Annotated in this window: 19 protein-coding genes and 1 tRNA gene; 13 read left to right on the top strand and 7 right to left on the bottom strand. The window is 71.4% G+C overall.

The features are described from left to right. Positions 1–32: 32 nt before the first annotated feature. Entirely contained in the window at positions 33–1,541 is a 1,509-nt protein-coding gene (locus ACZ5NW_RS13630; RefSeq protein WP_468743988.1) for a PP2C family protein-serine/threonine phosphatase, read from the bottom strand. A gap of 503 nt (positions 1,542–2,044) precedes the next feature. On the opposite strand from ACZ5NW_RS13630, the gene ACZ5NW_RS13625 reads away from it, so the two are divergent. Next, positions 2,045–2,704 (top strand): bifunctional DNA primase/polymerase, encoded by a 660-nt coding sequence (locus ACZ5NW_RS13625; RefSeq protein ID WP_468743987.1) that lies wholly within the window; start codon positions 2,045–2,047, stop codon positions 2,702–2,704. 55 nt (positions 2,705–2,759) lie between these two features. Beyond that, complete coding sequence (locus ACZ5NW_RS13620) at positions 2,760–3,332, top strand: hypothetical protein (protein WP_468743986.1); 573 nt, start codon at positions 2,760–2,762, stop codon at positions 3,330–3,332. 244 nt (positions 3,333–3,576) lie between these two features. On the opposite strand, the gene ACZ5NW_RS13615 is transcribed toward ACZ5NW_RS13620, so the two are convergent. From ACZ5NW_RS13615 to ACZ5NW_RS13605, 3 genes are all read right to left on the bottom strand, one after another. Further along, positions 3,577–4,542: a DUF5926 family protein gene (locus ACZ5NW_RS13615; protein WP_468743985.1), complete on the bottom strand. Its 966-nt coding sequence runs from the start codon at positions 4,540–4,542 to the stop codon at positions 3,577–3,579. A 102-nt stretch (positions 4,543–4,644) separates the two neighbouring features. After that, complete coding sequence (locus ACZ5NW_RS13610; RefSeq protein ID WP_468743984.1) at positions 4,645–5,283, bottom strand: ATP-binding protein; 639 nt, start codon at positions 5,281–5,283, stop codon at positions 4,645–4,647. A 189-nt stretch (positions 5,284–5,472) separates the two neighbouring features. Beyond that, entirely contained in the window at positions 5,473–6,303 is an 831-nt protein-coding gene (locus ACZ5NW_RS13605) for a glycerophosphodiester phosphodiesterase (protein WP_468743983.1), read from the bottom strand. Positions 6,304–6,554: 251 nt separating this feature from the next. Here ACZ5NW_RS13605 and ACZ5NW_RS13600 point away from each other — a divergent pair, with 251 nt between their 5' ends. The 4 genes from ACZ5NW_RS13600 to ACZ5NW_RS13585 all read left to right on the top strand — a co-directional run bounded on the left by ACZ5NW_RS13600 (position 6,555) and on the right by ACZ5NW_RS13585 (position 10,488). Next, a complete protein-coding gene (locus tag ACZ5NW_RS13600; protein ID WP_468743982.1) occupies positions 6,555–8,381 on the top strand; it encodes a S1C family serine protease in 1,827 nt (608 codons plus the stop codon). A gap of 197 nt (positions 8,382–8,578) precedes the next feature. After that, a complete protein-coding gene (locus ACZ5NW_RS13595) occupies positions 8,579–9,244 on the top strand; it encodes a DUF2637 domain-containing protein (protein WP_468743981.1) in 666 nt (221 codons plus the stop codon). A gap of 90 nt (positions 9,245–9,334) precedes the next feature. Beyond that, a tRNA-Ser gene (locus tag ACZ5NW_RS13590) sits at positions 9,335–9,419 on the top strand. Between the two features lie 400 nt (positions 9,420–9,819). Beyond that, positions 9,820–10,488, top strand: coding sequence for a hypothetical protein (locus ACZ5NW_RS13585; RefSeq protein ID WP_468743980.1), 669 nt, complete (start codon positions 9,820–9,822; stop codon positions 10,486–10,488). A 24-nt stretch (positions 10,489–10,512) separates the two neighbouring features. Here the strand turns inward: ACZ5NW_RS13585 and ACZ5NW_RS13580 are convergent, their stop codons facing one another. Beyond that, positions 10,513–11,043, bottom strand: a complete 531-nt coding sequence (locus ACZ5NW_RS13580; RefSeq protein WP_468743979.1) for an SMI1/KNR4 family protein — start codon at positions 11,041–11,043, stop codon at positions 10,513–10,515. Between the two features lie 123 nt (positions 11,044–11,166). Continuing rightward, positions 11,167–12,093, bottom strand: a complete 927-nt coding sequence (locus ACZ5NW_RS13575; RefSeq protein WP_468743978.1) for a bifunctional DNA primase/polymerase — start codon at positions 12,091–12,093, stop codon at positions 11,167–11,169. Between the two features lie 345 nt (positions 12,094–12,438). On the opposite strand from ACZ5NW_RS13575, the gene ACZ5NW_RS13570 reads away from it, so the two are divergent. The 7 genes from ACZ5NW_RS13570 to ACZ5NW_RS13540 all read left to right on the top strand — a co-directional run bounded on the left by ACZ5NW_RS13570 (position 12,439) and on the right by ACZ5NW_RS13540 (position 18,808). Then, the gene (locus tag ACZ5NW_RS13570) at positions 12,439–12,753 is read left to right on the top strand and encodes a hypothetical protein (RefSeq protein ID WP_468743977.1); all 315 of its coding nucleotides are present in this window, start codon (positions 12,439–12,441) and stop codon (positions 12,751–12,753) included. Positions 12,754–12,961: 208 nt separating this feature from the next. After that, positions 12,962–13,849: a bifunctional MaoC family dehydratase N-terminal/OB-fold nucleic acid binding domain-containing protein gene (locus tag ACZ5NW_RS13565; RefSeq protein ID WP_468743976.1), complete on the top strand. Its 888-nt coding sequence runs from the start codon at positions 12,962–12,964 to the stop codon at positions 13,847–13,849. Continuing rightward, a complete protein-coding gene (locus ACZ5NW_RS13560) occupies positions 13,846–14,250 on the top strand; it encodes a MaoC/PaaZ C-terminal domain-containing protein (RefSeq protein WP_468743975.1) in 405 nt (134 codons plus the stop codon). The genes ACZ5NW_RS13565 and ACZ5NW_RS13560 overlap by 4 nt, the downstream gene beginning before the upstream one ends. Beyond that, positions 14,247–15,425: a lipid-transfer protein gene (locus ACZ5NW_RS13555; protein WP_468743974.1), complete on the top strand. Its 1,179-nt coding sequence runs from the start codon at positions 14,247–14,249 to the stop codon at positions 15,423–15,425. The genes ACZ5NW_RS13560 and ACZ5NW_RS13555 overlap by 4 nt, the downstream gene beginning before the upstream one ends. Positions 15,426–15,571: 146 nt before the next feature. Beyond that, a complete protein-coding gene (locus ACZ5NW_RS13550) occupies positions 15,572–16,123 on the top strand; it encodes a SigE family RNA polymerase sigma factor (RefSeq protein ID WP_468743973.1) in 552 nt (183 codons plus the stop codon). 170 nt (positions 16,124–16,293) lie between these two features. Beyond that, positions 16,294–17,940, top strand: coding sequence for a long-chain fatty acid--CoA ligase (locus ACZ5NW_RS13545; RefSeq protein WP_468743972.1), 1,647 nt, complete (start codon positions 16,294–16,296; stop codon positions 17,938–17,940). A gap of 325 nt (positions 17,941–18,265) precedes the next feature. Next, complete coding sequence (locus ACZ5NW_RS13540; RefSeq protein ID WP_468743971.1) at positions 18,266–18,808, top strand: RDD family protein; 543 nt, start codon at positions 18,266–18,268, stop codon at positions 18,806–18,808. Here ACZ5NW_RS13540 and arsM read toward each other — a convergent pair. Further along, on the bottom strand, positions 18,805–19,596 hold the full coding sequence (arsM, locus tag ACZ5NW_RS13535; RefSeq protein ID WP_468743970.1) for an arsenite methyltransferase: 792 nt from the start codon (positions 19,594–19,596) through the stop codon (positions 18,805–18,807). The genes ACZ5NW_RS13540 and arsM overlap by 4 nt on opposite strands. Positions 19,597–19,659 lie beyond the last annotated feature (63 nt).

Below are 19,659 nucleotides of genomic sequence, written 5' to 3'. Positions count from 1 at the left end.
TCACGCGCGCGTTATGGCTGTTCAAGGGCCGCTCAATCGAATCGCGCCGCGAGCAGCGCCACGTCCTCGTCGCTGTCGCCCCCGTCCAGCCCGTCCGGCAGCACGGTCCGCAGCACATGGTCGGCGATGGCGTCCGGATCGTGCCGGAGCCCCTTCGGTACGCCCGCGGCCGCCGCGTGCAGCCGGGCGAAGGCCCGGTCGACGGGGTCGCCGGTGCGGTGCAGCAGCCCGTCCGTGTACAGCAGCACGGTCTCGCCCGGCTCCGCCTCCAGCTCGACGCTCGGCGCCTCCCAGCAGGCCAGCATGCCCAGCGGCGCGGAGACGGACGTCTCCACGAACTCGGTGCGCCGCTCCCCGACCAGCAGCGGCGGGCAGTGCCCGGCCCCCGCGAGGGTGAGCTTGCGGAGCGCGGGTTCGCAGTAGGCGAACAGGGCGGTGGCCGAGCGGGCGGGCTCGGTGAGCCGCAGCAGCAGCTCCAGGTCGGAGAGGACGGCTACGGGATCCTCGCCCTCCATGACGGCGTACGCGCGCAGGCTGGCCCGCAGCCGACCCATCGCGGCGACCGCGCTCGGCCCCGAGCCGGTCACCGAGCCGACGGCCAGGCCCAGCGCCGCGTCCGGCAGGGGCAGCGCGTCGTACCAGTCGCCGCCCCCGCGCGGGCCGGTACGGTGCCGTGCCGCCAGCTGCATCCCGGCGACCCTCGGCAGCCGGGACGGCAGCAGTTCCTCCGCCATCGTCGCCATGCACGCGCGCGTGCGCTCGACCTCGCGCAGCAGGGCGAGGTGCTCGGAGGCGTAGCGGATGTACAGGCCGGCCAGATGGCGCTGTCGCTCCACCGGCTCGGCGGGCTCGTCGTAGAGCCAGACGGCCGCGCCGAGGCGGCCGGTGGACTCGCCGGCGAGGGGGAGCGCGTAGCTCGCGGCGTAGCCGAGGCGGGCGGCGACCTCCCGTTGGCGCGGGTCGAGGCCGTCCTCGGCGAACAGGTCGGGCTGGGCGATCTCGCCCTCGCCGCCGGGCAGTCCGTCCAGGATGCGGCCGTACGACAGCGCGCTGCGCGGGACGGTCTCGATGTGTCCGAGGTCGGCGCGGCCGAGGCCGAGGCCGATGGTGGTGTCCGGGCCGAGTCCGTCGGAGGGTTCCAGGACGACGAGACCGCGCCGGGCGCCCACGAGGGAGGCTCCGGCGCGCAGCAGCTCGGTCAGGGCGTCGGACAGGGACTCCGTGCGTGCCAGCCGTTCGGTCAGTTCGTGCAGGGTCGTGAGGTCGGAGACCCAGCCGGCGAGGCGGTCCTGGAGCAGTGCCCCGGCGCCCGGCGGGGGGACCGGTGAGGTGGCCGGGACCGCGTGTGCGGCGGCGGCAGTGTGGGCGGGCGCGGGAACCGTTGAATCGATTCCGGCCACTTTCGGAGGGTGAGGGGCGTTCATGGTGTCCGGCTCTCGGACCGGCGCGTATTGCTCAAAAGCATCGCAAACCCCCATGTGATTCTGCGCCGCTAGCAGTGTCTCCACATGTACACGCACTCGTGAGGGGATGTCCAGCATTGTCCTGCTGGGATTCCTGGTGTCCGTGGGTAACCGGATCACTTGTCGTATACCTCTTGCGTAAAGGCAAAGTTGGCTTAAAACTGCCTCGGGTAACGGGGTATTGCGGTCGACTGGGCTTGCTCCACGGAGCGTCACAGCGGTCGTGATGGGTACGTACTCGGAGAAGGCCAGGGGTGGTTGACAGCCACCCGGAACCTGGTGACCGACCCGGGCGTCCTATCCACCGACGACCGTGCCCCATCCTCCCGTGGCGGAGGCGAAGAGAAATACGCGGGACGCAAAACGCCAGACTTCGCCACCCCACGCCACGCCCATGATTTAGATGGGCGCAGTATGGACGAGGCTGCGGCAGCAGCAGCCAAACGCTCGACCCAGAGGGGTTCCCCCTGCCCTGAGCAGGGGTGTGATGCGCCAACAGGTACGCCCAGTGAAGTGATCGACACATGGTGTGATGTGGCCCACGGTGTTGCCAGCGGTGCAACGGAAAGGAACGAGCGCTCATGCGCGAGATCCTCGGAAGGCGACGCAGGCTCCTGCGCGGTGACGGGAGGCCGGAGCAGATCAGCGCGGCCCTGACCTACGCGACGCGATGGCGGTGGCCCGTACTCCCGGGTGTGGCGGCCGATCCGCAGGCACGCTCCCGCTGCGGCTGCCCGGACCCGGAGTGCACGGTCCCCGGCGCGCATCCCTTCGATCCCGGCCTGCTCGCGGCGACCACCGACGCCCGCATGGTGCGCTGGTGGTGGACCAACCGGCCGACCGCCCCGATCGTCCTGGCCACCGGAGGCCAGGCCCCCTGCGCGGTGAGCCTGCCCGCCCTGCCGGCCGCGCACGCCCTCGCCGCGCTCGACCGCGCGGGCATGCGCCTCGGCCCGGTCGTCGCCTCCCCCACCCGCTGGGCGATCCTGGTCAAGCCCTACTCCATGGAGCAGCTCGGCGAACTGCTCTACGCCAAGGACTTCGTCCCCGGCTCCCTCCGCTTCCACAGCGAGGGCGGCTATCTCGCCCTGCCGCCCTCCGAGACCGGCCAGGGCGCCATCCGCTGGGAACGCGCCCCGCTGCCCGGCTCCGCCTCGCCCTGGCTGCCCGATGTCGAGGCCGTGGTGGACGCGGTCGTCGACACCCTCACTCGTACGGGTGTGAGCGCGCCCGAGTTGTAGGGGTGTCGGGCGCGCGCGGGGCGGAAGGCGCGCGTCGGCTGGCTATCTTCCGCACATGAACCTTCGTCTGCTCGCCCTGGGCGCCGTCGCGACCTGCGCGGTCGTCCTGCCCCTCGCGGTGGCGTCGGCCGGGCCCGTGGACGACGAGACCGACACGGCCGTACGGTCCTCCCGTACGGCCGTCCGCATGCCACCGCCCGACGGACGCGCCGCCGACACCTCACCCCGCGACGATCTCAAGGAGCCCGTCGGCTCCCCGCGGCTGCTCGGCCTGGGGCTGGCCACCGCCGCCCGCTGCGGCCCCGAACTCTCCTCCCCCGACGGCGTCGAGGCGCAGACCTGCGTGCTCACGCAGGGCGCGGAGACCTGGGCGCGCACCTACTACCGCAACGCCACCGGCCGCGCCCTGGACGCCGTGCTGAGCCTGATGGGGCCGGAGGGGCGGACGGTGCAGATGCGGTGCGCGCCGAGCGCCGACGACGAGCCGGCGAGTTGTGAGACGCCGCGTGAGCGGACCCGTGGCGAGGCGGGCGCCTACTCGGCGGTGGCGGAGTTCGCCGACACGGCCGAGGGAGCGCCGCTGCTGCTGCGCTCGGGGAGCAACTCCCAGGCGGATACGGGCAGTTGACGCCCGGCGCCGAGATGTACACGCGGCCGGGCATGGAAAGACCCGGTTGCTGGCGACGGGGGATGCACCAGCAACCGGGCTACTCGAACGGTAACAAGAGATCTGCTCCAAGCAAATTCGATCTCCTGTTTTCATCGGCTTTCCGGACACCCGCTGAGCGGCGCTTTCTGGCTCCGACTCACCTTGCGCGTCCGGGAGTTGTGAGTGGAGTCACCCCGTCCGGCCGCAGGGCGTCAACCGAGGGTCAGCTGAGGGTCACCTGCCGGTTGGTCAGCCCGCCCCGCGCGCGACGCTCGTCCGCGGTCAGCGGGGCGTCCACGGCCAGGGCGGCGGCGAGCCGCTCGGCGAACTCGGCGGCCGGCTTCTCCACGTCCTCCGCGGTCACACCGGTCGGCAGGTCCCACACCGGGACCGTGAGGCCGTGCGCCCGGAAGGAGCCCACCAGGCGCGTGCCCTCGCCCAGGCCGGAACGGCCCGCCGCGTGCAGCCGGGCGAGCGCGTCGAGCAGCTGCTCCTCGGGGTGCGGCATGACCCAGCGCAGATGGTTCTTCTCCGGGGTCTCGCACCAGTACGCGGCGTCGACGCCGGTCAGCTTGACGGTCGGGATCGCCGCCGCGTTGGCCCGCTCCAGGGAGGCGGCCACCTCCGGCGTCGCATTGTCCGAGTCCGGCACCCAGAACTCGAAACCGCTGTGGACAACTGGCTCGAACGCGCCTTCCGGGTCGAGCAGATCCTGCAGCCGCGGACCGTCGGCCGGGGCGCGGCGGCCCTGCACGGGCGTGCCGGGCTGGGCCTCCAGCGCGCGCAGGAGCGTGTCGGCGAGGTCGCGGCTGATGTCGCCGGACGCGGTGTCGTTCTGCAGGCCGAGCAGGACCGCGCCGTCGTCGCGGCGCAGCGCCGGCCAGGCCATCGGCAGGACGGTGGCGAGGGTGACCGAGGGGACGCCCTCGGGCAGACCGTCCTTCAGGGTCAGCGCGACCGTGGCCGCCGGGACCAGCTCGCGCAGGGCCACCCAGTCGCACTCGCCCGGCAGCCCCTCGAACGGACGCTGCACCAGCTCGGTCACCGCGTGCGCGGCGGCCCGGCCGTGACAGGCCTTGTAGCGTCGGCCGCTGCCGCAGGGGCAGGGCTCACGGGCGCCGACGACCGGGATCTCTCCCTCAGTGATCTGCGGCCGCGTGGCCTTCGTCTGGGGTCGCTTCTTGGCCATCTGGGTGTCTCCCGGTTACGGCTCGTCTGGTACGGCGGGAGCCTAGCCGTTCGTACGGGGAGTCACCGGGACCTGTGGACAACGCACGAGGGAGTGCCTTCGCTAGTCGAGGTCCTCGAACGCGTCTGCGAAGTCCAGCTCGGGCATCGACGCCACCGACGGGGCGCCGACCCGGGAGGCGAAGTCGTCGCGGCGGCAGACCGCGTCCGGATCGTGCACGTCCTCGTGGACGACCACCCACACCGTGACCTCGCCGTGGGTGTCGTCCCGGACACCCCAGTCGTCGGCCAGGGCCGTGATGATGTTGAGCCCGCGGCCGCCGTGCGCGGTGACCGAAGGAGTGGCCGGCGCGGGACGGGTCGGGCCGCCACCGTCGGTCACCTCGACGACGAGCCGACCGCCCGGATCCACGCGCCACGCGGCCCGGACGTCCCCGTCGCCCGCCAGGGCGTCGCCCAGGGGCCGGCCGTGTTTGCAGGCATTGCTCAAGAGTTCGGACAGGATCAGTACGGCATCGTCGATGACCGCTTCCGACACCCCGCCACTGCGCAGTTGATCGCGCATGCGGTGTCTCGCCTTCCCCACGCCCGCAGGGCCATGGGGTACGGCCATGCTCGACGACGTGGGCACCTCCTGTGCCACCACCAACGCCACCCCCGAGACCTCCTTCGCCCCACGCCACGGTGTGGATGCCCCATTGGCCTGTACCGGAAACCGGCCAATCCTCGTCCGGTGACGCATTCGCAACGATCGAATACGGACCGAACGCGCCGGAGCACTCCCTGTAGCGGAGCTGCGGTCGTGCGTCGTTCCTGTGGCTGGATTTCGATGGTGTGGCCGAAACGGAGGATGCTGTAGCCAGCCTGTGTGGTCAAGAGGTGTGGGTGGGACTTGAAGGCCCTTTTGGGACTTCTGTGACCTGAGGGGCGGTCAGCGGCCCAGTTGGCGCAGCACCGCGCGCGGGCGGTTGGTGATGATCGCGTCCACGCCCAGTCCGACGCAGAGGTCGACCTCGTCCGGCTCGTTCACCGTCCAGACGTGGACCTGGTGGCCGTTGTTCTTCAGGCGCTCCACGTACGCGGGGTGATTGCGCAGGATCCGGACCGAGGGACCCGCGATACCGACCCCGGCCGGCAGTCGTCCGTCGCGCAGACGGGGCGAGGCGAACTGCATGAGGTAGACGGTCGGCAGCGTCGGCGCCGCGGCCCGCACGCGATGCAGCGAGCGCGCCGAGAAGCTCATGACCCGGACCGCGGACTCCGCGGGCGCGGCCGGGGCGTCCAGCCCGAACCGCTTCAGCAGGAGCAGCAGCCGCTCCTCCACCTGCCCCGCCCAGCGTGTGGGGTGCTTGGTCTCGATGGCCAGCTCCACCCGCCGCCCCGCGTCCGCGACCAGCTCCAGCAGCCGCTCCAGGGTCAGCACGGAGGTGTGCTCCTGGTCCTCGGGCCGGAACTCCCAGTCCGGCTCCTCGTCACGCGTGCGTACCGCCTCGCGCGCCTTCCAGGAGCCGAAGTCCAGCGCGGTCAGGTCGGCCAGCTCCAGGGCGGAGACCGCGCCGCGGCCGTTGGACGTACGGTTGACGCGGCGGTCGTGCACACAGACCAGGTGGCCGTCCGCGGTCAGCCGTACGTCGCACTCGAGGGCGTCGGCGCCGTCCTCGATCGCCTTCCGATACGCGGCCAGGGTGTGCTCGGGCGCCTCCTCGGAAGCTCCGCGGTGGGCGACGACTTGGATGGGCTGCTGCTGCCGTGCGTGAGTCACCGCGTCATGGTGCCACCTATGAGATGTTCCTAAGAAGCGCCCGTAATGTCGTGAATGTCTTTCATAAGGACTGGCCTCGGACCCACAGCCACCGCTTATGGTGCTCTGACGGCCCGTGGGAAAAGCTGGAGCGTACAAAAGCACATGCACAGCTGCAGCGCGCCGGGTCGACGACAAGCGTGAACGGGCGTGACCAAGTGCGACCCAGTACGACCACCGACGACAACAGCCGTGGATCGAGGAGAAGAGCTGTGAGCACCGAGAACGAGGGCACCGCGGTACCCCCCGCCCCGTCAGCACCCCCCGTGCCGGTGGAATCTCCCGCTGCTGCCGACCGGGCCACCGCGCCCGAGGCCGAGACCGCTGTGCAGCCACTGGTCCGCAACGGTGTCGCTGCGGCCAACGGGGCGGCTCCGGCGCAGGGGGCGGGTGAGGCCCACGGCGCGGCTCCGGAGCACGGGGCTGCTGAGGCTCACGGCGCTGCTGCGGCCAACGGCGCGGGTGTGGCCCATGGCACCGCTGTGGCAAATGGCGCGGGTGTGGCCAATGGGACGGCTGCTGGTCAGGCCTCCGCCCCGGCACCGGCCTCCGCTCCCGCCTCTGCCCCAGCCCCGGCCTCCGCTCCCGCCTCCGCCCCGGCTCCCGCTCCCGTTTCCGCGGACTGGCCGCCGCCGTCGGCCCCGCAGGGCTCGACGCTCCCGCAGGGCCAGGCCCCGACCGCCGCCTACGGCACCCCGGACGCCCCCCACGGCGCCACTCCCGGCACCCCCGGCACCTCCGGTACGCCTGGCACCCCTGGGGCCCCCGCAACGCCCGGCACCCCCGAGGCCGGTTTCTCCCAGGGAGGCTGGCCGCCTCCGCCCCCCGCCACGCCCTCCTACGCCGACCCCGACGCCGGTGGCGCGGGTGGTCCCGGGTGGGGTGCGGCGTACACCGCCCAGCAGCCGGCGCCGAAGCCGAAGAGCGGCCGGGGCGGTCTGATCGCGGCCGTCCTGGTGGCCGCGCTGGTCGCGGGCGGAATCGGCGGCGGCCTCGGCTACACGCTCGCCAAGAACGACGACAACAGCAGCTCCACGACGGTCTCCGCGTCCGACAGCGGCGGCTCGGTCAAGCGCGACCCGGGCACGGTCGCCGGCGTGGCCGCGAGGGCGCTGCCCAGCACGGTCACCATCCAGGCGGAGTCGAGCAGCGGCGAGGGCGGCACCGGCACGGGCTTCGTCTTCGACACCGAGGGCCACATCGTCACCAACAACCACGTCGTCGCGGACGCGGTCGACGGCGGCAAGGTGACGGCGACCTTCCCGAACGGCAAGAAGTACGACGCCGAGGTGGTGGGCCACGCCCAGGGCTACGACGTCGCGGTCATCAAGCTGAAGAACGCGCCGTCGGACCTGAAGCCGCTGACCCTGGGCGACTCCGACAAGGTGGCCGTCGGCGACCCCACGATCGCGATCGGCGCGCCCTTCGGCCTCTCCAACACGGTGACGACGGGCATCATCAGCGCGAAGAACCGCCCGGTGGCCTCCAGCGACGGCTCCAGCAGCAGCTCGTCGTACATGAGCGCGCTGCAGACGGACGCGTCGATCAACCCGGGCAACTCCGGCGGCCCGCTGCTGGACGCGCAGGGCAACGTCATCGGCATCAACTCGGCGATCCAGTCCACCGGCGGTGGCGGTCTGGGCGGCTCGGGCCAGTCCGGCTCGATCGGCCTGGGCTTCGCGATCCCGATCAACCAGGCGAAGTACGTCGCCCAGCAGCTGATCAAGACGGGCAAGCCGGTGTACGCGAAGATCGGCGCGTCGGTCTCCCTGGGGGAGTCCTCGGACGGCGCGAAGATCACCGACGAGGGCAGCGGCGGCTCCGCGGCGGTCGAGCCGGGCGGCCCGGCCGCCCGGGCCGGTCTGAAGGCGGGCGACGTGATCACCAAGCTGGACGACATGCCGATCGACAGCGGCCCGACCCTGATCGGCGAGATCTGGACCCGTAAGCCCGGCGACAAGGTCACGCTCACCTATGAGCGCGACGGCAAGTCCCACACGGTGGAACTCACCCTGGGGTCCCGTACGGGCGACAGCTGACAGCTAGCGGTCACAGGGGTGCTCCTCACCGAGGGGCACCCCTTTTCCGATCTCATCACCCGACTCTCATCACCCGAATGCCGTACGACCCTCTTTCGGATCGCGTTCGTTATGCGGACGTAAGGAGTGCCGAACAGGCCTGGAGAAAGGATTCTTCCTCCGGCCTGATGAATGATTGTCCGAACAGGATCAGGGTGATGGGGTACAACGACAGCGCGAACTTCTACGTCCCGTACTACCCCGTGAGGTCAGGGCACGAGGTGGGAGACCCGTACGGCGGCGCCCTCATCCCCACGCAGCAGTCCTGGGACGACAGACCGCTGGACGCCGACGCCACGCTGAGCCAGCAGAGCCCGGAGGAGGAGCCGGGCCACCGGCAGCCGTCCAGGATCGACCGGCGGCGCACCCGCCCGAAACCGCGATTCCTCACGGTTTATCGGCGCATCACCCAGGTGACGCTCCTCTTCGCCGTCATCGCGGTGTGCGCGGCATGCCTGCTGGCCTGGTCCATCACCTATACCTACGGCCAGCTCTGCACGATCGCCGGTTCCGTACTGCCCGTCGATCTCGCGCAATGGTGGCCGCTCACGGTGTACGGGCCGTGGTTCGTCGCGGCTCTTTCGATTCTGCGGGCGACCGTTCAGCACCAGCCGGCGAATCGTTCCTGGGGCGTTCTGCTGGTGACCTCGGGCATGGCCGTGGCCCTGTGCGTCAGCCACTCGTCCCACTCGGCGCTGGCCCTCGTGACCCTCGGCATCCCGCCGATCACCTCGCTGGTGTGCTTCTGGGAGCTCGTCGGCCAGTTCTCCTCCCGGCACCGCATCCGCAAGGGCGCGCACGCGCAGCAGCGCCCCAGGGCCTGAGGAAGTCCGGCCACTACGGACCACGGTCCCCGCGAAACGCTCGATCCCGGTACGCTGTACCCCGCTCCGCCCCAGGTGGGCGAGGGCAGGGGTGGGTTGCCCGAGCGGCCTAAGGGAACGGTCTTGAAAACCGTCGTGGCGCGAGTCACCGTGGGTTCAAATCCCACACCCACCGCAGAGTTCACCCCGAAGGGGCGCCCCTCACCGAGAGGCGCCCCTTCGGTCATCGACAGGCGCCCCTTCGGCGTTCGTTTTCCGCCACGGCCGGGATCGTGCGGCGGGCTCCAGGTGGGCGGGCCTCCGTCCCGAGGCACGGCTGGTCCAGCCCTTTCGCCGCCGCCACCTGCTGGTTCGCCCGGTCCGCCGTCGCGGGGTCCCTGCTGGGTGACGGCTGTGTCCCGGATCTGTGACGTAAGGGCTTTCGGCCATGCGGTGAGGGCGGAGGCGTTGCTACGGTCCCGCTCCGGGACGTGACCGATCGGGGTCGTCCCGGACCGGGCCGGAAGCAGGACCGGGCCGACAACAGGGGGGACGTGGAAATGAACGCCAAGCGCCGACTCAGAGGTGCCGTTGTCGTGTTCGCGGCGGTCGCATTGAGCGCCGTGCTCACCGGTTGTCAGGGGGACGACGTCGCGGCGGGTGCCGGTGCCACGGACGGAGCGGTGTCCGCGAAGCCGGCGGGGAAGGCCGACGCGACAGCCGGGGCGGGGGCCACGGCGACTCCGTCGTCCGGAAGCGGTACGGGCAAGGGCAAGGGCGGCGGCAAGGCGGCGGACTCGGGTTCGGGGTCCGGCAAGGGCGCGGGTACCGGTACCGGTGGCGGGGGCTCCGCCGGGTCCGGGTCCGGTGGCAAGGGCGGTGCTCCCGCCGCCGACTGCGTCTCCAAGGCGCCGAACCCCGACCACTACGACCCCGACGAGTTCGCCGTCTACGGGTACGAGGAACTCGACGGCAGCACCGGCAAGGTGAATCTGATCGTCCAGCACGGCGCCTGGGGCTGCCCCGATCCGGACACCGACGGCGCTCCCTTCGTGGTCTCCGGCGAGGAGAGCCGCTGGGCCATGGACCAGGCCGCCTACGTCACCGCGACGAACCCCATCGTCGAGACCACCGAGAACCAGCACATCGGCGTCCAGGAGCTCCTCGACTGGCTCGACGCCCACCCGAACTCCGGTCTGGTCTTCAAGTACGAGACCGGCGCCGACGGCGCCATCCACCGCCTCGACGAGGTCTTCACGCCGTAACGCCGAGCGGGCGGCCCGGCGGACTCAGCGGCACATTTCGTCGATCATCGACTCGAAGTCCGGGAACTCCGCACGTGCCAGCTCCACCAGCTCCGTGGACGGACGCCGGCGGTCGGGGGCGAAGCGCTCGGCCACGGCGGTCAGCCGGGCGTCGGGGCGTGGGTCCGCGCCCGCCGCGTACGGGTCCGCCACCTCCAACGGGCCCAGGCCCTCGGCGAGTATCCACAGGAAGTCGGGCACATCGCGGGCCACGACCGCCGTTTCGCCCTCGGAGCCGAGGAACACCACCGGCTGATCGATGAGTTCGCGATCCGGGCGGGTCAGCCACAGGGCCGCGTAGCCGCCGGTGCCGTCCTGGCCGAAGACGCGGAACAGGGCGCCGCCGTCCGTCTCCTCGTTGCCCGTCCACGACTGGAACCAATCGGTGGTGTCCTCGGCGGACTGGAAGGCGTCGAAGGGCTCGAAATCGACCCCGTCGCCGTCGTCGTAGTCGAAGGGCTCGGCCAGCGCCGCCGCGAGGGCGGGCGGGAAGGCGAGGTCATCGGTGCTCGTCATGCCGGCAGGCTAGCCACCGCCACTGACAGCGGCGCCGGCACGGGCCCGTCTTCAGAGGCACTGAGGCCGGGAGCCGCACGGGCCCGCCTCCACCGGCACGGACAGCGGCAGCCCACCCCCGGTTCACTCCCCCCGCCGCTCCCTCCACGTCATCCGTTCCGCCGAGGCGATCGTCGCCCGCGCCTCCCGTTCCGTGAGCCCGGTCGCGCGTGCCGCCGCCACCAGCGCCTCGGCCAGGGCGGGACCGATGCCGTTCTCGTAGGCCCGGCAAGCCGCCCAGAACAGGCGGGTGTTGCGTTGCCCCTCATGGGCCGCGAGCACGAACTGCACCAGTCCCCGCCCGTGGGCGTCCCCAACGGACCCCGCCCCCGACCCCGATCCCACCCCTGACACGCCCCCCGACAACGGCCTGCGCGGTGGCGGCATCAGCAGGCGCAGCAGTGCGCGCGGGCACGGTGCCGGTGCCAGGTGTTCCGTGCCGGGCGCCGTGGCGTACACCCCGTGGTCCGTGCGCGAGCCGGGGCCGACCAGATAGCCGCCCGCGCCCCGGATGTCGATCCCGGGGGCCAGTCGTCCGGCCGAGTTGGGGACGACGACGTCGGGCGGTCCGGTGAGCCAGAGGTGCCGGCCCCCGGAGGGGGTCACCACGACGACCGTCGGCGGGATCGTGAACAGGTGCCGCAGGGCGAGTTCGCGCAGGGCCGCCGACGAGTCCGTGCCCGACTTGGTGTCCAGGTCGACGCCGATCAGATGGTGCGGGGACAGGCCGCAGGCGATGCCGTAGCCGGTCGCCCAGGGCGCGGCGAGGAACATCTCGCGGATGCGCGCCGGGTCGGTGGAGGCGTCGTACACGCCATGGCCGAAGCGGCCGCACTCGCCGTGGCAGGCGGGTCCGCTCACGGGGTGGGGTTCGTCGCGGTGGGGGGAGCGCAGGGCGGGGAGCTTGGTCCGGGACAGGGGGATGACGGACAGGCCGCGTTCGGCGGCCGACAGCGCGTGCGCGAGGGCCAGCGTCGTCGCCTGCCGGGGGTACCGGTCGGTGGTGGCCATGGCTTTATTTTCGTACGTACGTTCGAGAATGGGAAGGGGGCGCAGTCGCGGCACGCCGAGGCGCGGGGAGTTTGGCCGGAAGGGTGCCGGAACGGTTCGCCTCCCGCCCCGCTTGGCGATCATGGCGTCCGACTCGCCCGGGTCACGCCCTCGACCCCGGTAAAGGTGGTGAAAGGGGTTTATCGACTTGTCATCACGCTTGCGTGCGAATCGCGTCTTACGGGCTGGTTCGCCGGGGATTCGGTGGGCAACCCTGGTGGTGCGACGTCGTCAACGACACCGGGTCGGTCGGCCAACTGCCCTGGTGAAAGCCGTACTTCATGCACTGTGTTCTGGAGGAACAACATGGCAAGCATCCGTACCGCCCGCGTCATCGCCGCCGTCTCCGCCCTCCCGCTGGCAGCCGCCCTCTTCACCGGCGTCGCGGCGGCGGACAACGGCGGCTTCGCGGACGACGGATCGAACGCGGGTGTCGCGAGCATCGTCGGCAGCGGTGTCGGGCACGACAACAACGGCAATTCGTCCACCACACAGCAGAACGCCGTCGGCTCCGGCGCGACGAACCAGAGCAATACCGCGCAGGTCAACGGCTCCGCGTTCACGGCCATCAACCAGGGCAACCACAACGTGGCGGTGAGCTTCTCGCCGCTGTGGTGGTGACCCGGTGACCCGAGGGGGCCGGCGCCGTGCTCGCGACGGCCTCCTCGGCATCTTCGGCGGGTGTGCTCTGTGGGGGTAACGCGTCTGCGCGGCGGTGCTTCGGCGCCGCCGCGCAGGTGTGTCCAGCGGTAGTAGACCTTGACAGCCCATCCGATCTGACACACAGTCAGAAACTGCCCGAGCGAGGCCCGGACAAGGGGGTACGACCGTGCACGACGAGCTGGTGGTACGCCTGAAGGCATACGAGGGCCGGCCGGCCGCCGTCACCGCGCCCGGCCAGGACCCCGTGAACGCCGCCATGATCCGGCACTGGTGCGAGGCCCTCGGCGACACCAACCCGGCGTACACCGGCCCCGACGCCATCGCCCCGCCGACCATGCTCCAGGTGTGGACCATGGGCGGCCTGACCGGCCCCCGCGCCCGCACCTCGGCCTACGTCGAACTGCTCGCCCTCCTCGACGAGGCGGGCTGCACGGCGGTCGTCGCGACGGACTGCGAGCAGGAGTACCTGCGCCCGCTGCGTCCCGGCGACGAGATCACCTACGACACCACCGTCGAGTCGGTCTCCGACCGCAAGGCCACCAAGCTCGGCAGCGGCTACTTCGTCACCACCCGCACGGACATCCGCGTGGGCCCCGACCTGGTCGGCACGCACCGTTTCCGGATCCTGAAGTACGCGCCCGCCCCGGCGCGGGTGCGAGAACGCCGGCCCCGCCCGGTGGTCAACCGCGACAACGCCGGTTTCTGGGAGGGCGTCCGGGATCATCGCCTCCTCATCCAGCGCTGCGCCGCCTGCGCGACCCTCCGTTTCCCCTGGCTGCCGGGGTGCGCCGGCTGCGGCTGCCCGGACTGGGACACGGTCGAGGCATCCGGTGGCGGCACGGTCTACTCGTACGTCGTCGTCCACCACCCGCCCTTCCCGGCCTTCGACCCGCCGTACGCCGTGGCGCTGGTGGAGCTGGACGAGGGGGTGCGCATCGTGAGCAACGTGGTCGGAGTGCCGTACGACAAGGTGCGCGTGGGGATGCCGGTCCGGCTCGAATTCCGTAGCTACGACGAGGAGTTGACGCTTCCCGTGTTCGGAGCGGTGGCATGAGGGCCGGGGACGCGCTGCCGCCGCTGGAGATCGGGATCACCCGCACCCTGATCGTCGCCGGGGCCATCGCCTCCCGTGACTACCAGGACGTGCACCACGACCCCGAGGCCGCCCGGGCGAAGGGATCCCCGGACATCTTCATGAACATCCTCACCACCAATGGCCTGGTCGGCCGCTATCTCACCGACCACTTCGGCCCGACAACCGTGCTGCACCGCCTCACCGTCCGCCTCGGCGCCCCCAACCACCCCGGGGACACCCTGACCCTGACCGGCACGATCGAGGAGACCGACGGCAGCACCGCGGTCGTACGGGTCGTAGGGGACAACGCCAGGGGCCGCCACGTGACCGCTACGGCGACATTGTCGACGGAGGGTCGCGTGACGGAGGCTCACTCATGAGCCCGCTCGGCGCGGAGACGAGGCCGCCCTTCGGCGGGCGCGCCGCGGCCGTCGTCGGCATCGGCGCCACCGAGTTCTCCAAGGACTCCGGTCGTAGCGAACTGCGGCTGGCGGCGGAGGCGGTGCGGGCCGCTCTCGCCGACGCGGGCCTCACCCCCGCGGACGTCGACGGCATGGTCACCTTCACCATGGACACCAGCCCCGAGATCACCGTCGCCCAGACCTGCGGAATCGGCGAGCTGAACTTCTTCTCGCGGGTCCACTACGGCGGCGGCGCGGCCTGCGCGACCGTCCAGCAGGCGGCGCTGGCGATCGGCGCGGGCGTGGCCGAGGTCGTCGTCTGCTACCGGGCGTTCAACGAGCGCTCGGGCCGCCGCTTCGGCTCGGGCGTCACCCACCGCGAGCCCTCCGCCGAGGGCACGGCGCTCGGCTGGACCCTCCCCTACGGGCTGCTCACCCCCGCCTCCTGGGTGGCGATGGCGGCCCGCCGCTATCTGCACACCTACGGGCTCACCCCCGAGGTCTTCGGCCATGTGGCGGTCGTGGACCGCGCGTACGCCGCCACCAACCCGGCCGCCTGGTTCCACGGCCGCCCGATCACCCTCGCCGACCACGCGGCCTCCCGCTGGATCGCCGAGCCGCTGCGGCTGTTGGACTGCTGCCAGGAGACGGACGGCGGCCAGGCCATCGTCGTGACCTCGCTGGAGCGCGCCCGGGACCTGCCGAGGCCGCCCGCCGTGATCGCCGCGGCCGCCCAGGGCGCGGGGCGCGCCCAGGAGCAGATGACGAGCTTCTACCGCGACGACCTCACGGGCCTGCCGGAGATGGGCGTGGTGGCCCGCCGGCTGTGGCGGATGTCCGGCCTCGGGCCCGCCGACATCGACGTGGGCATCCTCTACGACCACTTCACCCCGTTCGTCCTGATGCAGCTGGAGGAGTTCGGCTTCTGCGGCCCGGGCGAGGCGGCGGACCTCGTCGCGGCGCGGCGGCTGCCGCTGAACACGCACGGAGGCCAGCTCGGGGAGGCGTATCTGCACGGGATGAACGGCGTCGCGGAGGCGGTACGGCAACTGCGCGGCACGTCCGTGAACCAGGTGCCCGGGGCGGCGCGGACCCTGGTGACCGCCGGCACCGGGGTGCCCACATCGGGCCTGGTCCTGACGGCGGACGGATGACCCCCCAGGGGTGATCCCGCAGTACTCGGGGTCGTCCCGTCCACCTTCAGGAGGTGGAGCCGGGACCGCCCCTACAACCTGAGGGGGACGCGCCTTCGGCACCTCCGGCCGATCCGCGCGACGGGGTCCGCTCCTAGCGTGGAGCCATGACCACTCTCGTCCGCACCAGCGCTTCGCACGCGAAGAACGCGACGACGCCGGCGTACCCGTCCTTCGCGTCGTACGTCCAGGCCCGCCAGCCGGTGCTGCTGCGTACCGCCCGGTCGCTGACCGCGAACCCGTGCGACGCGGAGGACCTGCTGCAGACCGCGCTCGCCAAGACGTACGTCGCGTGGGAGCGGATCGAGGACCACCGGGCGCTCGACGGCTATGTCCGCCGGGCCCTGCTGAACACGCGCACCTCGCAGTGGCGCAAGCGCAAGGTCGACGAGTTCGCCGTCGACGAGCTGCCCGAGCCGGAGCCCGACCCCGGGTACGACGACCCGGCGGAGCGGCAGGCGCTGCACGACGCGATGTGGCGCGCGATCACGAAGCTGCCGGCGCGGCAGCGGGCGATGGTCGTCCTCCGCTACTACGAGGATCTGAGCGAGGCCCAGACGGCGGACGTACTGGGGGTGTCGATCGGCACGGTGAAGTCGGCGGTCTCCCGGGCGCTGGGCAAGCTGCGCGAGGATCCTGAGCTGGGCCTTGTTCGGTAGTGCGGCGCCGTGGGCGCTCACGTGGGGATTTGACCGTCCCGTAACGTGAACAGATCGATGGCCGCTCCCTAGTGACATACCGCGTGGTATGTGCGCAGAATCAGCGCAACCCGATACCACCGTGTAGGCAATGACGCCGCGTCGCCCGGGAGGACACCGTGCTGAGCACCATGCAGGATGTACCGCTGCTGATCTCAAGGATCCTGACCCACGGGGCCACGGTCCACGGCACATCGCAGGTGACCACCTGGACCGGCGAGGGCGAGCCGCAGCGCCGCTCCTACGCCGAGATCGGCGCCCGTGCGGCCCAGCTGGCGCACGCCCTGCGCGAGGACCTCGGGGTCCGCGACGACGACCGGGTCGCCACGCTGGCCTGGAACAACGCCGAACACGTCGAGGCGTACTTCGCGATCCCCTCCATGGGCGCGGTGCTGCACACCCTGAACCTGCGCCTGCCGGCCGAGCAACTGGCGTGGATCGTCAACCACGCCGCCGACCGGGTGATCATCGCCAACGGCTCGCTGCTGCCGCTGCTGGCCCCGCTGCTCCCGCACCTGAAGACGGTCGAGCACGTGGTCGTGACCGGCCCCGGCGACCGCGGTCTCCTCGCGGACGCGTCCGCGCGGATCCACGAGTACGAGGACCTGATCGGCGGCAAGCCCACCACGTACGACTGGCCCCAGCTGGACGAACGCCGGGCCGCCGCCATGTGCTACACCTCCGGTACCACGGGTGACCCCAAGGGCGTGGTCTACAGCCACCGCTCGATCTACCTGCACTCCATGCAGGTCAACATGGCCCAGTCGATGGGTCTGACCGACCAGGACACGTCCCTGGTCGTCGTCCCCCAGTTCCACGTCAACGCCTGGGGCCTGCCGCACGCCACCTTCATGACCGGCGTGAACCTGCTCATGCCGGACCGCTTCCTCCAGCCGGCCCCGCTCGCCGAGATGATCGAGCGCGAGAAGCCGACGCACGCGGCCGCCGTGCCGACCATCTGGCAGGGCCTGCTCGGCGAACTGACGGCCCGCCCGCGTGACGTCTCCTCCCTGACCCAGGTCACCATCGGTGGTTCGGCCTGTCCGCCCTCGCTCATGGCGGCGTTCGACAAGCTGGGCATGCGGGTCTGTCACGCCTGGGGCATGACCGAGACCTCCCCGCTCGGCACGATCGCCCGCCCGCCGGCCCATGTGGTCGGCACCGACGAGGAGTTCGCCTACCGCCTCACCCAGGGCCGCTTCCCGGCGAGCGTCGAGGCCCGCCTCAGCGGCCCCGGCGGCGAGCGCCTGCCCTGGGACGGCGAGTCCGCGGGCGAGCTGGAGGTGCGCGGCCCGTGGATCGCCGGCGCCTACTACAACGGCCCCGACGCCGAACCCCTGCGCCCCGCCGACAAGTTCAGCGAGGACGGCTGGCTGAAGACGGGCGACGTCGGCACGATCAGCCCGGACGGCTTCCTGACCCTCACGGACCGCGCGAAGGACGTCATCAAGTCGGGCGGCGAGTGGATCTCGTCGGTCGAGCTGGAGAACGCGCTGATGTCCCACCCGGACGTGGCGGAGGCGGCGGTCGTCGCGGTCCCCGACGAGAAGTGGGGCGAGCGGCCGCTGGCCACCGTGGTGCTGAAGGAGGGCTCCACCGCCGACTTCGCGTCGCTGCGCGCCTTCCTCGCCGACGAGGGAAAGATCGCCAAGTGGCAGCTCCCGGAGCGCTGGACGATCATCGAGTCGGTCCCGAAGACGAGCGTGGGCAAGTTCGACAAGAAGGTGCTGCGCCGGCAGTACGCGGAGGGCGAGCTGGATGTGACCCGGCTGGGGTGAGCGGGTGCGGTGCTACGGCCGGTCCCGTGGATGTCCGCGGGGCCGGCCGTCGCGCCGTCCTTCGTTTCCTTCGTTGCTTGATTTCCTTGATCCAGGTGCGTCGGCATCGGCCCTGTGCTGTGCTGAAAGCAGGTAGATCCGCCAGGTATTGCTCCTGGGTATTGCTCCTGGATAGGAGTGGATCATGTCCACGAATCCGGACGAGAATCGTGGATGGGAAGAGTGGCGCCAGGCGCAGCATCCCGTACCCGGTTCATGGCAAGAAGGCTCGTCCCGCACGACGCCGGGCGCGCCCCCACCCCCGGCCCCCGCCTATCCTCCGTCGATGCCGGCTCCGGGCACGGCCCCCGCTCCGACCGGCCTGCCCACGACGAGCGTCGCCTGCGGGAACTGCGGGCAGCCGACGGGATTCGAACCCACCTGTCAGTTCTGCGGCCAGGTCCAGTTCCTGCCGCGAGGCATAGCTCTCTCCGGCGCCGGCCTCCGTCTCGGCGGCTATCTGCTGGACTCGCTCCTCGGCGTCGTGACGCTGGGGATCGGCTGGCTCATCTGGGCCCTGATCGTCTTCCAGTACGGCCAGACGCCGGCCAAGCAGCTGCTGCACATGAGAGTGGTCAGCGTTCCGCAGGCCGGGACGGCCCGCTGGGGGCGCATGTTCTTGCGTGAGTTCGTCGCGAAGACCCTCATCGGAATCCTCGCCCTCTTCACCTTCTTCATCCCGTACTTCTGGCTCCTGTGGGACCGCAACAGGCAGGAGCTGTGGGACAAGATGGCCAACACGCTCGTCGTCAACGACCCCCAGGACATGCTCCGCCCGACCGAGGACTGGAACCAGTCTGCCGCCAACTGGCCTTCGACGGGTGCCTAGTTCGGAGTCGCCGCGGCGGTGCGGTTCGCTCCGCCGGGGCCGGCCGGCTTCACGGCGCGGACGATCGCCGAGTGCATTCCGTCGGCGACCAGATGGGTGGGGGTGATCTCGACGTCCGCGAAGCCGGCCGCCTCCAGCCCCTGACGGTATTCGGCGAAGGACAGGGCGTCGGCGACACAGCCGACGTAGTCGCCGCGCTCGGCTCGTTGGTCGGGTGTGAGGGTGTCGTCGGCGACGACGTCGGAGACACCGATGCGACCGCCCGGCTTCAGGACGCGGAAGGTCTCGGCGAACACGGCGGGCTTGTCGACGGACAGGTTGATCACACAGTTCGAGATCACCACGTCGATGGTGCTCGCGGGCAACGGAATGGCTTCGATGGTGCCCTTGAGGAATTCGACGTTGGCCGCGCCCGCCTTCTCGGCGTTGGCGAGTGCCAGGGCGAGCATCTCGTCGGTCATGTCGACCCCGTACGCCTTGCCCGTGGGGCCGACGCGGCGTGCGGAGAGCAGGACGTCGATGCCCCCGCCCGATCCCAGGTCGAGGACGCGCTCGCCCTCACGCAGTTCGGCGACGGCGGTCGGGTTGCCGCAGCCGAGTGACGCGGCGACCGCCTCCACGGGCAGGGCGTCGCGCTCGTCGACGGCGTACAGGGCCGAGCCGAAGTTCTCGCCGACCTCGACCGGCTGCGGCCCGCAGCAGGCGGTGCCGCCCTCGGTCACCTTCATGGCTGCTTCGGCGTAGCGGCGCCGGACGGTTTCGCGCAGATCGGTGGACTGCTCGCGCATGACATCACTCCTGGATGCCTGGGCATGGCGATGCCCCGGAACATCTTGTATTGATGTTCATTG

The sequence above is a fragment of the Streptomyces sp. NPDC032126 genome, from assembly GCF_055580085.1.
The sequence above is the reverse complement of the archived record's forward strand: the minus strand, read 5'-3'. Positions and strand labels throughout refer to the sequence as shown.

Excerpts from the sequence above, each read along its gene's own strand:
- ACZ5NW_RS13555 (WP_468743974.1), top strand. The coding sequence starts at position 14,247 with ATGAGCCCGCTCGGCGCGGAGACGAGGCCGCCCTTCGGCGGGCGCGCC.
- ACZ5NW_RS13540 (WP_468743971.1), top strand. The coding sequence starts at position 18,266 with ATGCCGGCTCCGGGCACGGCCCCCGCTCCGACCGGCCTGCCCACGACG.
- ACZ5NW_RS13580 (WP_468743979.1), bottom strand. The coding sequence starts at position 11,043 with ATGACGAGCACCGATGACCTCGCCTTCCCGCCCGCCCTCGCGGCGGCG.
- ACZ5NW_RS13615 (WP_468743985.1), bottom strand. The coding sequence starts at position 4,542 with ATGGCCAAGAAGCGACCCCAGACGAAGGCCACGCGGCCGCAGATCACT.
- ACZ5NW_RS13550 (WP_468743973.1), top strand. The coding sequence starts at position 15,572 with ATGACCACTCTCGTCCGCACCAGCGCTTCGCACGCGAAGAACGCGACG.
- ACZ5NW_RS13595 (WP_468743981.1), top strand. The coding sequence starts at position 8,579 with ATGGGGTACAACGACAGCGCGAACTTCTACGTCCCGTACTACCCCGTG.
- ACZ5NW_RS13575 (WP_468743978.1), bottom strand. The coding sequence starts at position 12,093 with ATGGCCACCACCGACCGGTACCCCCGGCAGGCGACGACGCTGGCCCTC.
- ACZ5NW_RS13570 (WP_468743977.1), top strand. The coding sequence starts at position 12,439 with ATGGCAAGCATCCGTACCGCCCGCGTCATCGCCGCCGTCTCCGCCCTC.
- ACZ5NW_RS13625 (WP_468743987.1), top strand. The coding sequence starts at position 2,045 with ATGCGCGAGATCCTCGGAAGGCGACGCAGGCTCCTGCGCGGTGACGGG.
- arsM (WP_468743970.1), bottom strand. The coding sequence starts at position 19,596 with ATGCGCGAGCAGTCCACCGATCTGCGCGAAACCGTCCGGCGCCGCTAC.
- ACZ5NW_RS13630 (WP_468743988.1), bottom strand. The coding sequence starts at position 1,541 with ATGCTGGACATCCCCTCACGAGTGCGTGTACATGTGGAGACACTGCTA.
- ACZ5NW_RS13610 (WP_468743984.1), bottom strand. The coding sequence starts at position 5,283 with ATGCGTCACCGGACGAGGATTGGCCGGTTTCCGGTACAGGCCAATGGG.
- ACZ5NW_RS13560 (WP_468743975.1), top strand. The coding sequence starts at position 13,846 with ATGAGGGCCGGGGACGCGCTGCCGCCGCTGGAGATCGGGATCACCCGC.
- ACZ5NW_RS13545 (WP_468743972.1), top strand. The coding sequence starts at position 16,294 with ATGCAGGATGTACCGCTGCTGATCTCAAGGATCCTGACCCACGGGGCC.
- ACZ5NW_RS13620 (WP_468743986.1), top strand. The coding sequence starts at position 2,760 with ATGAACCTTCGTCTGCTCGCCCTGGGCGCCGTCGCGACCTGCGCGGTC.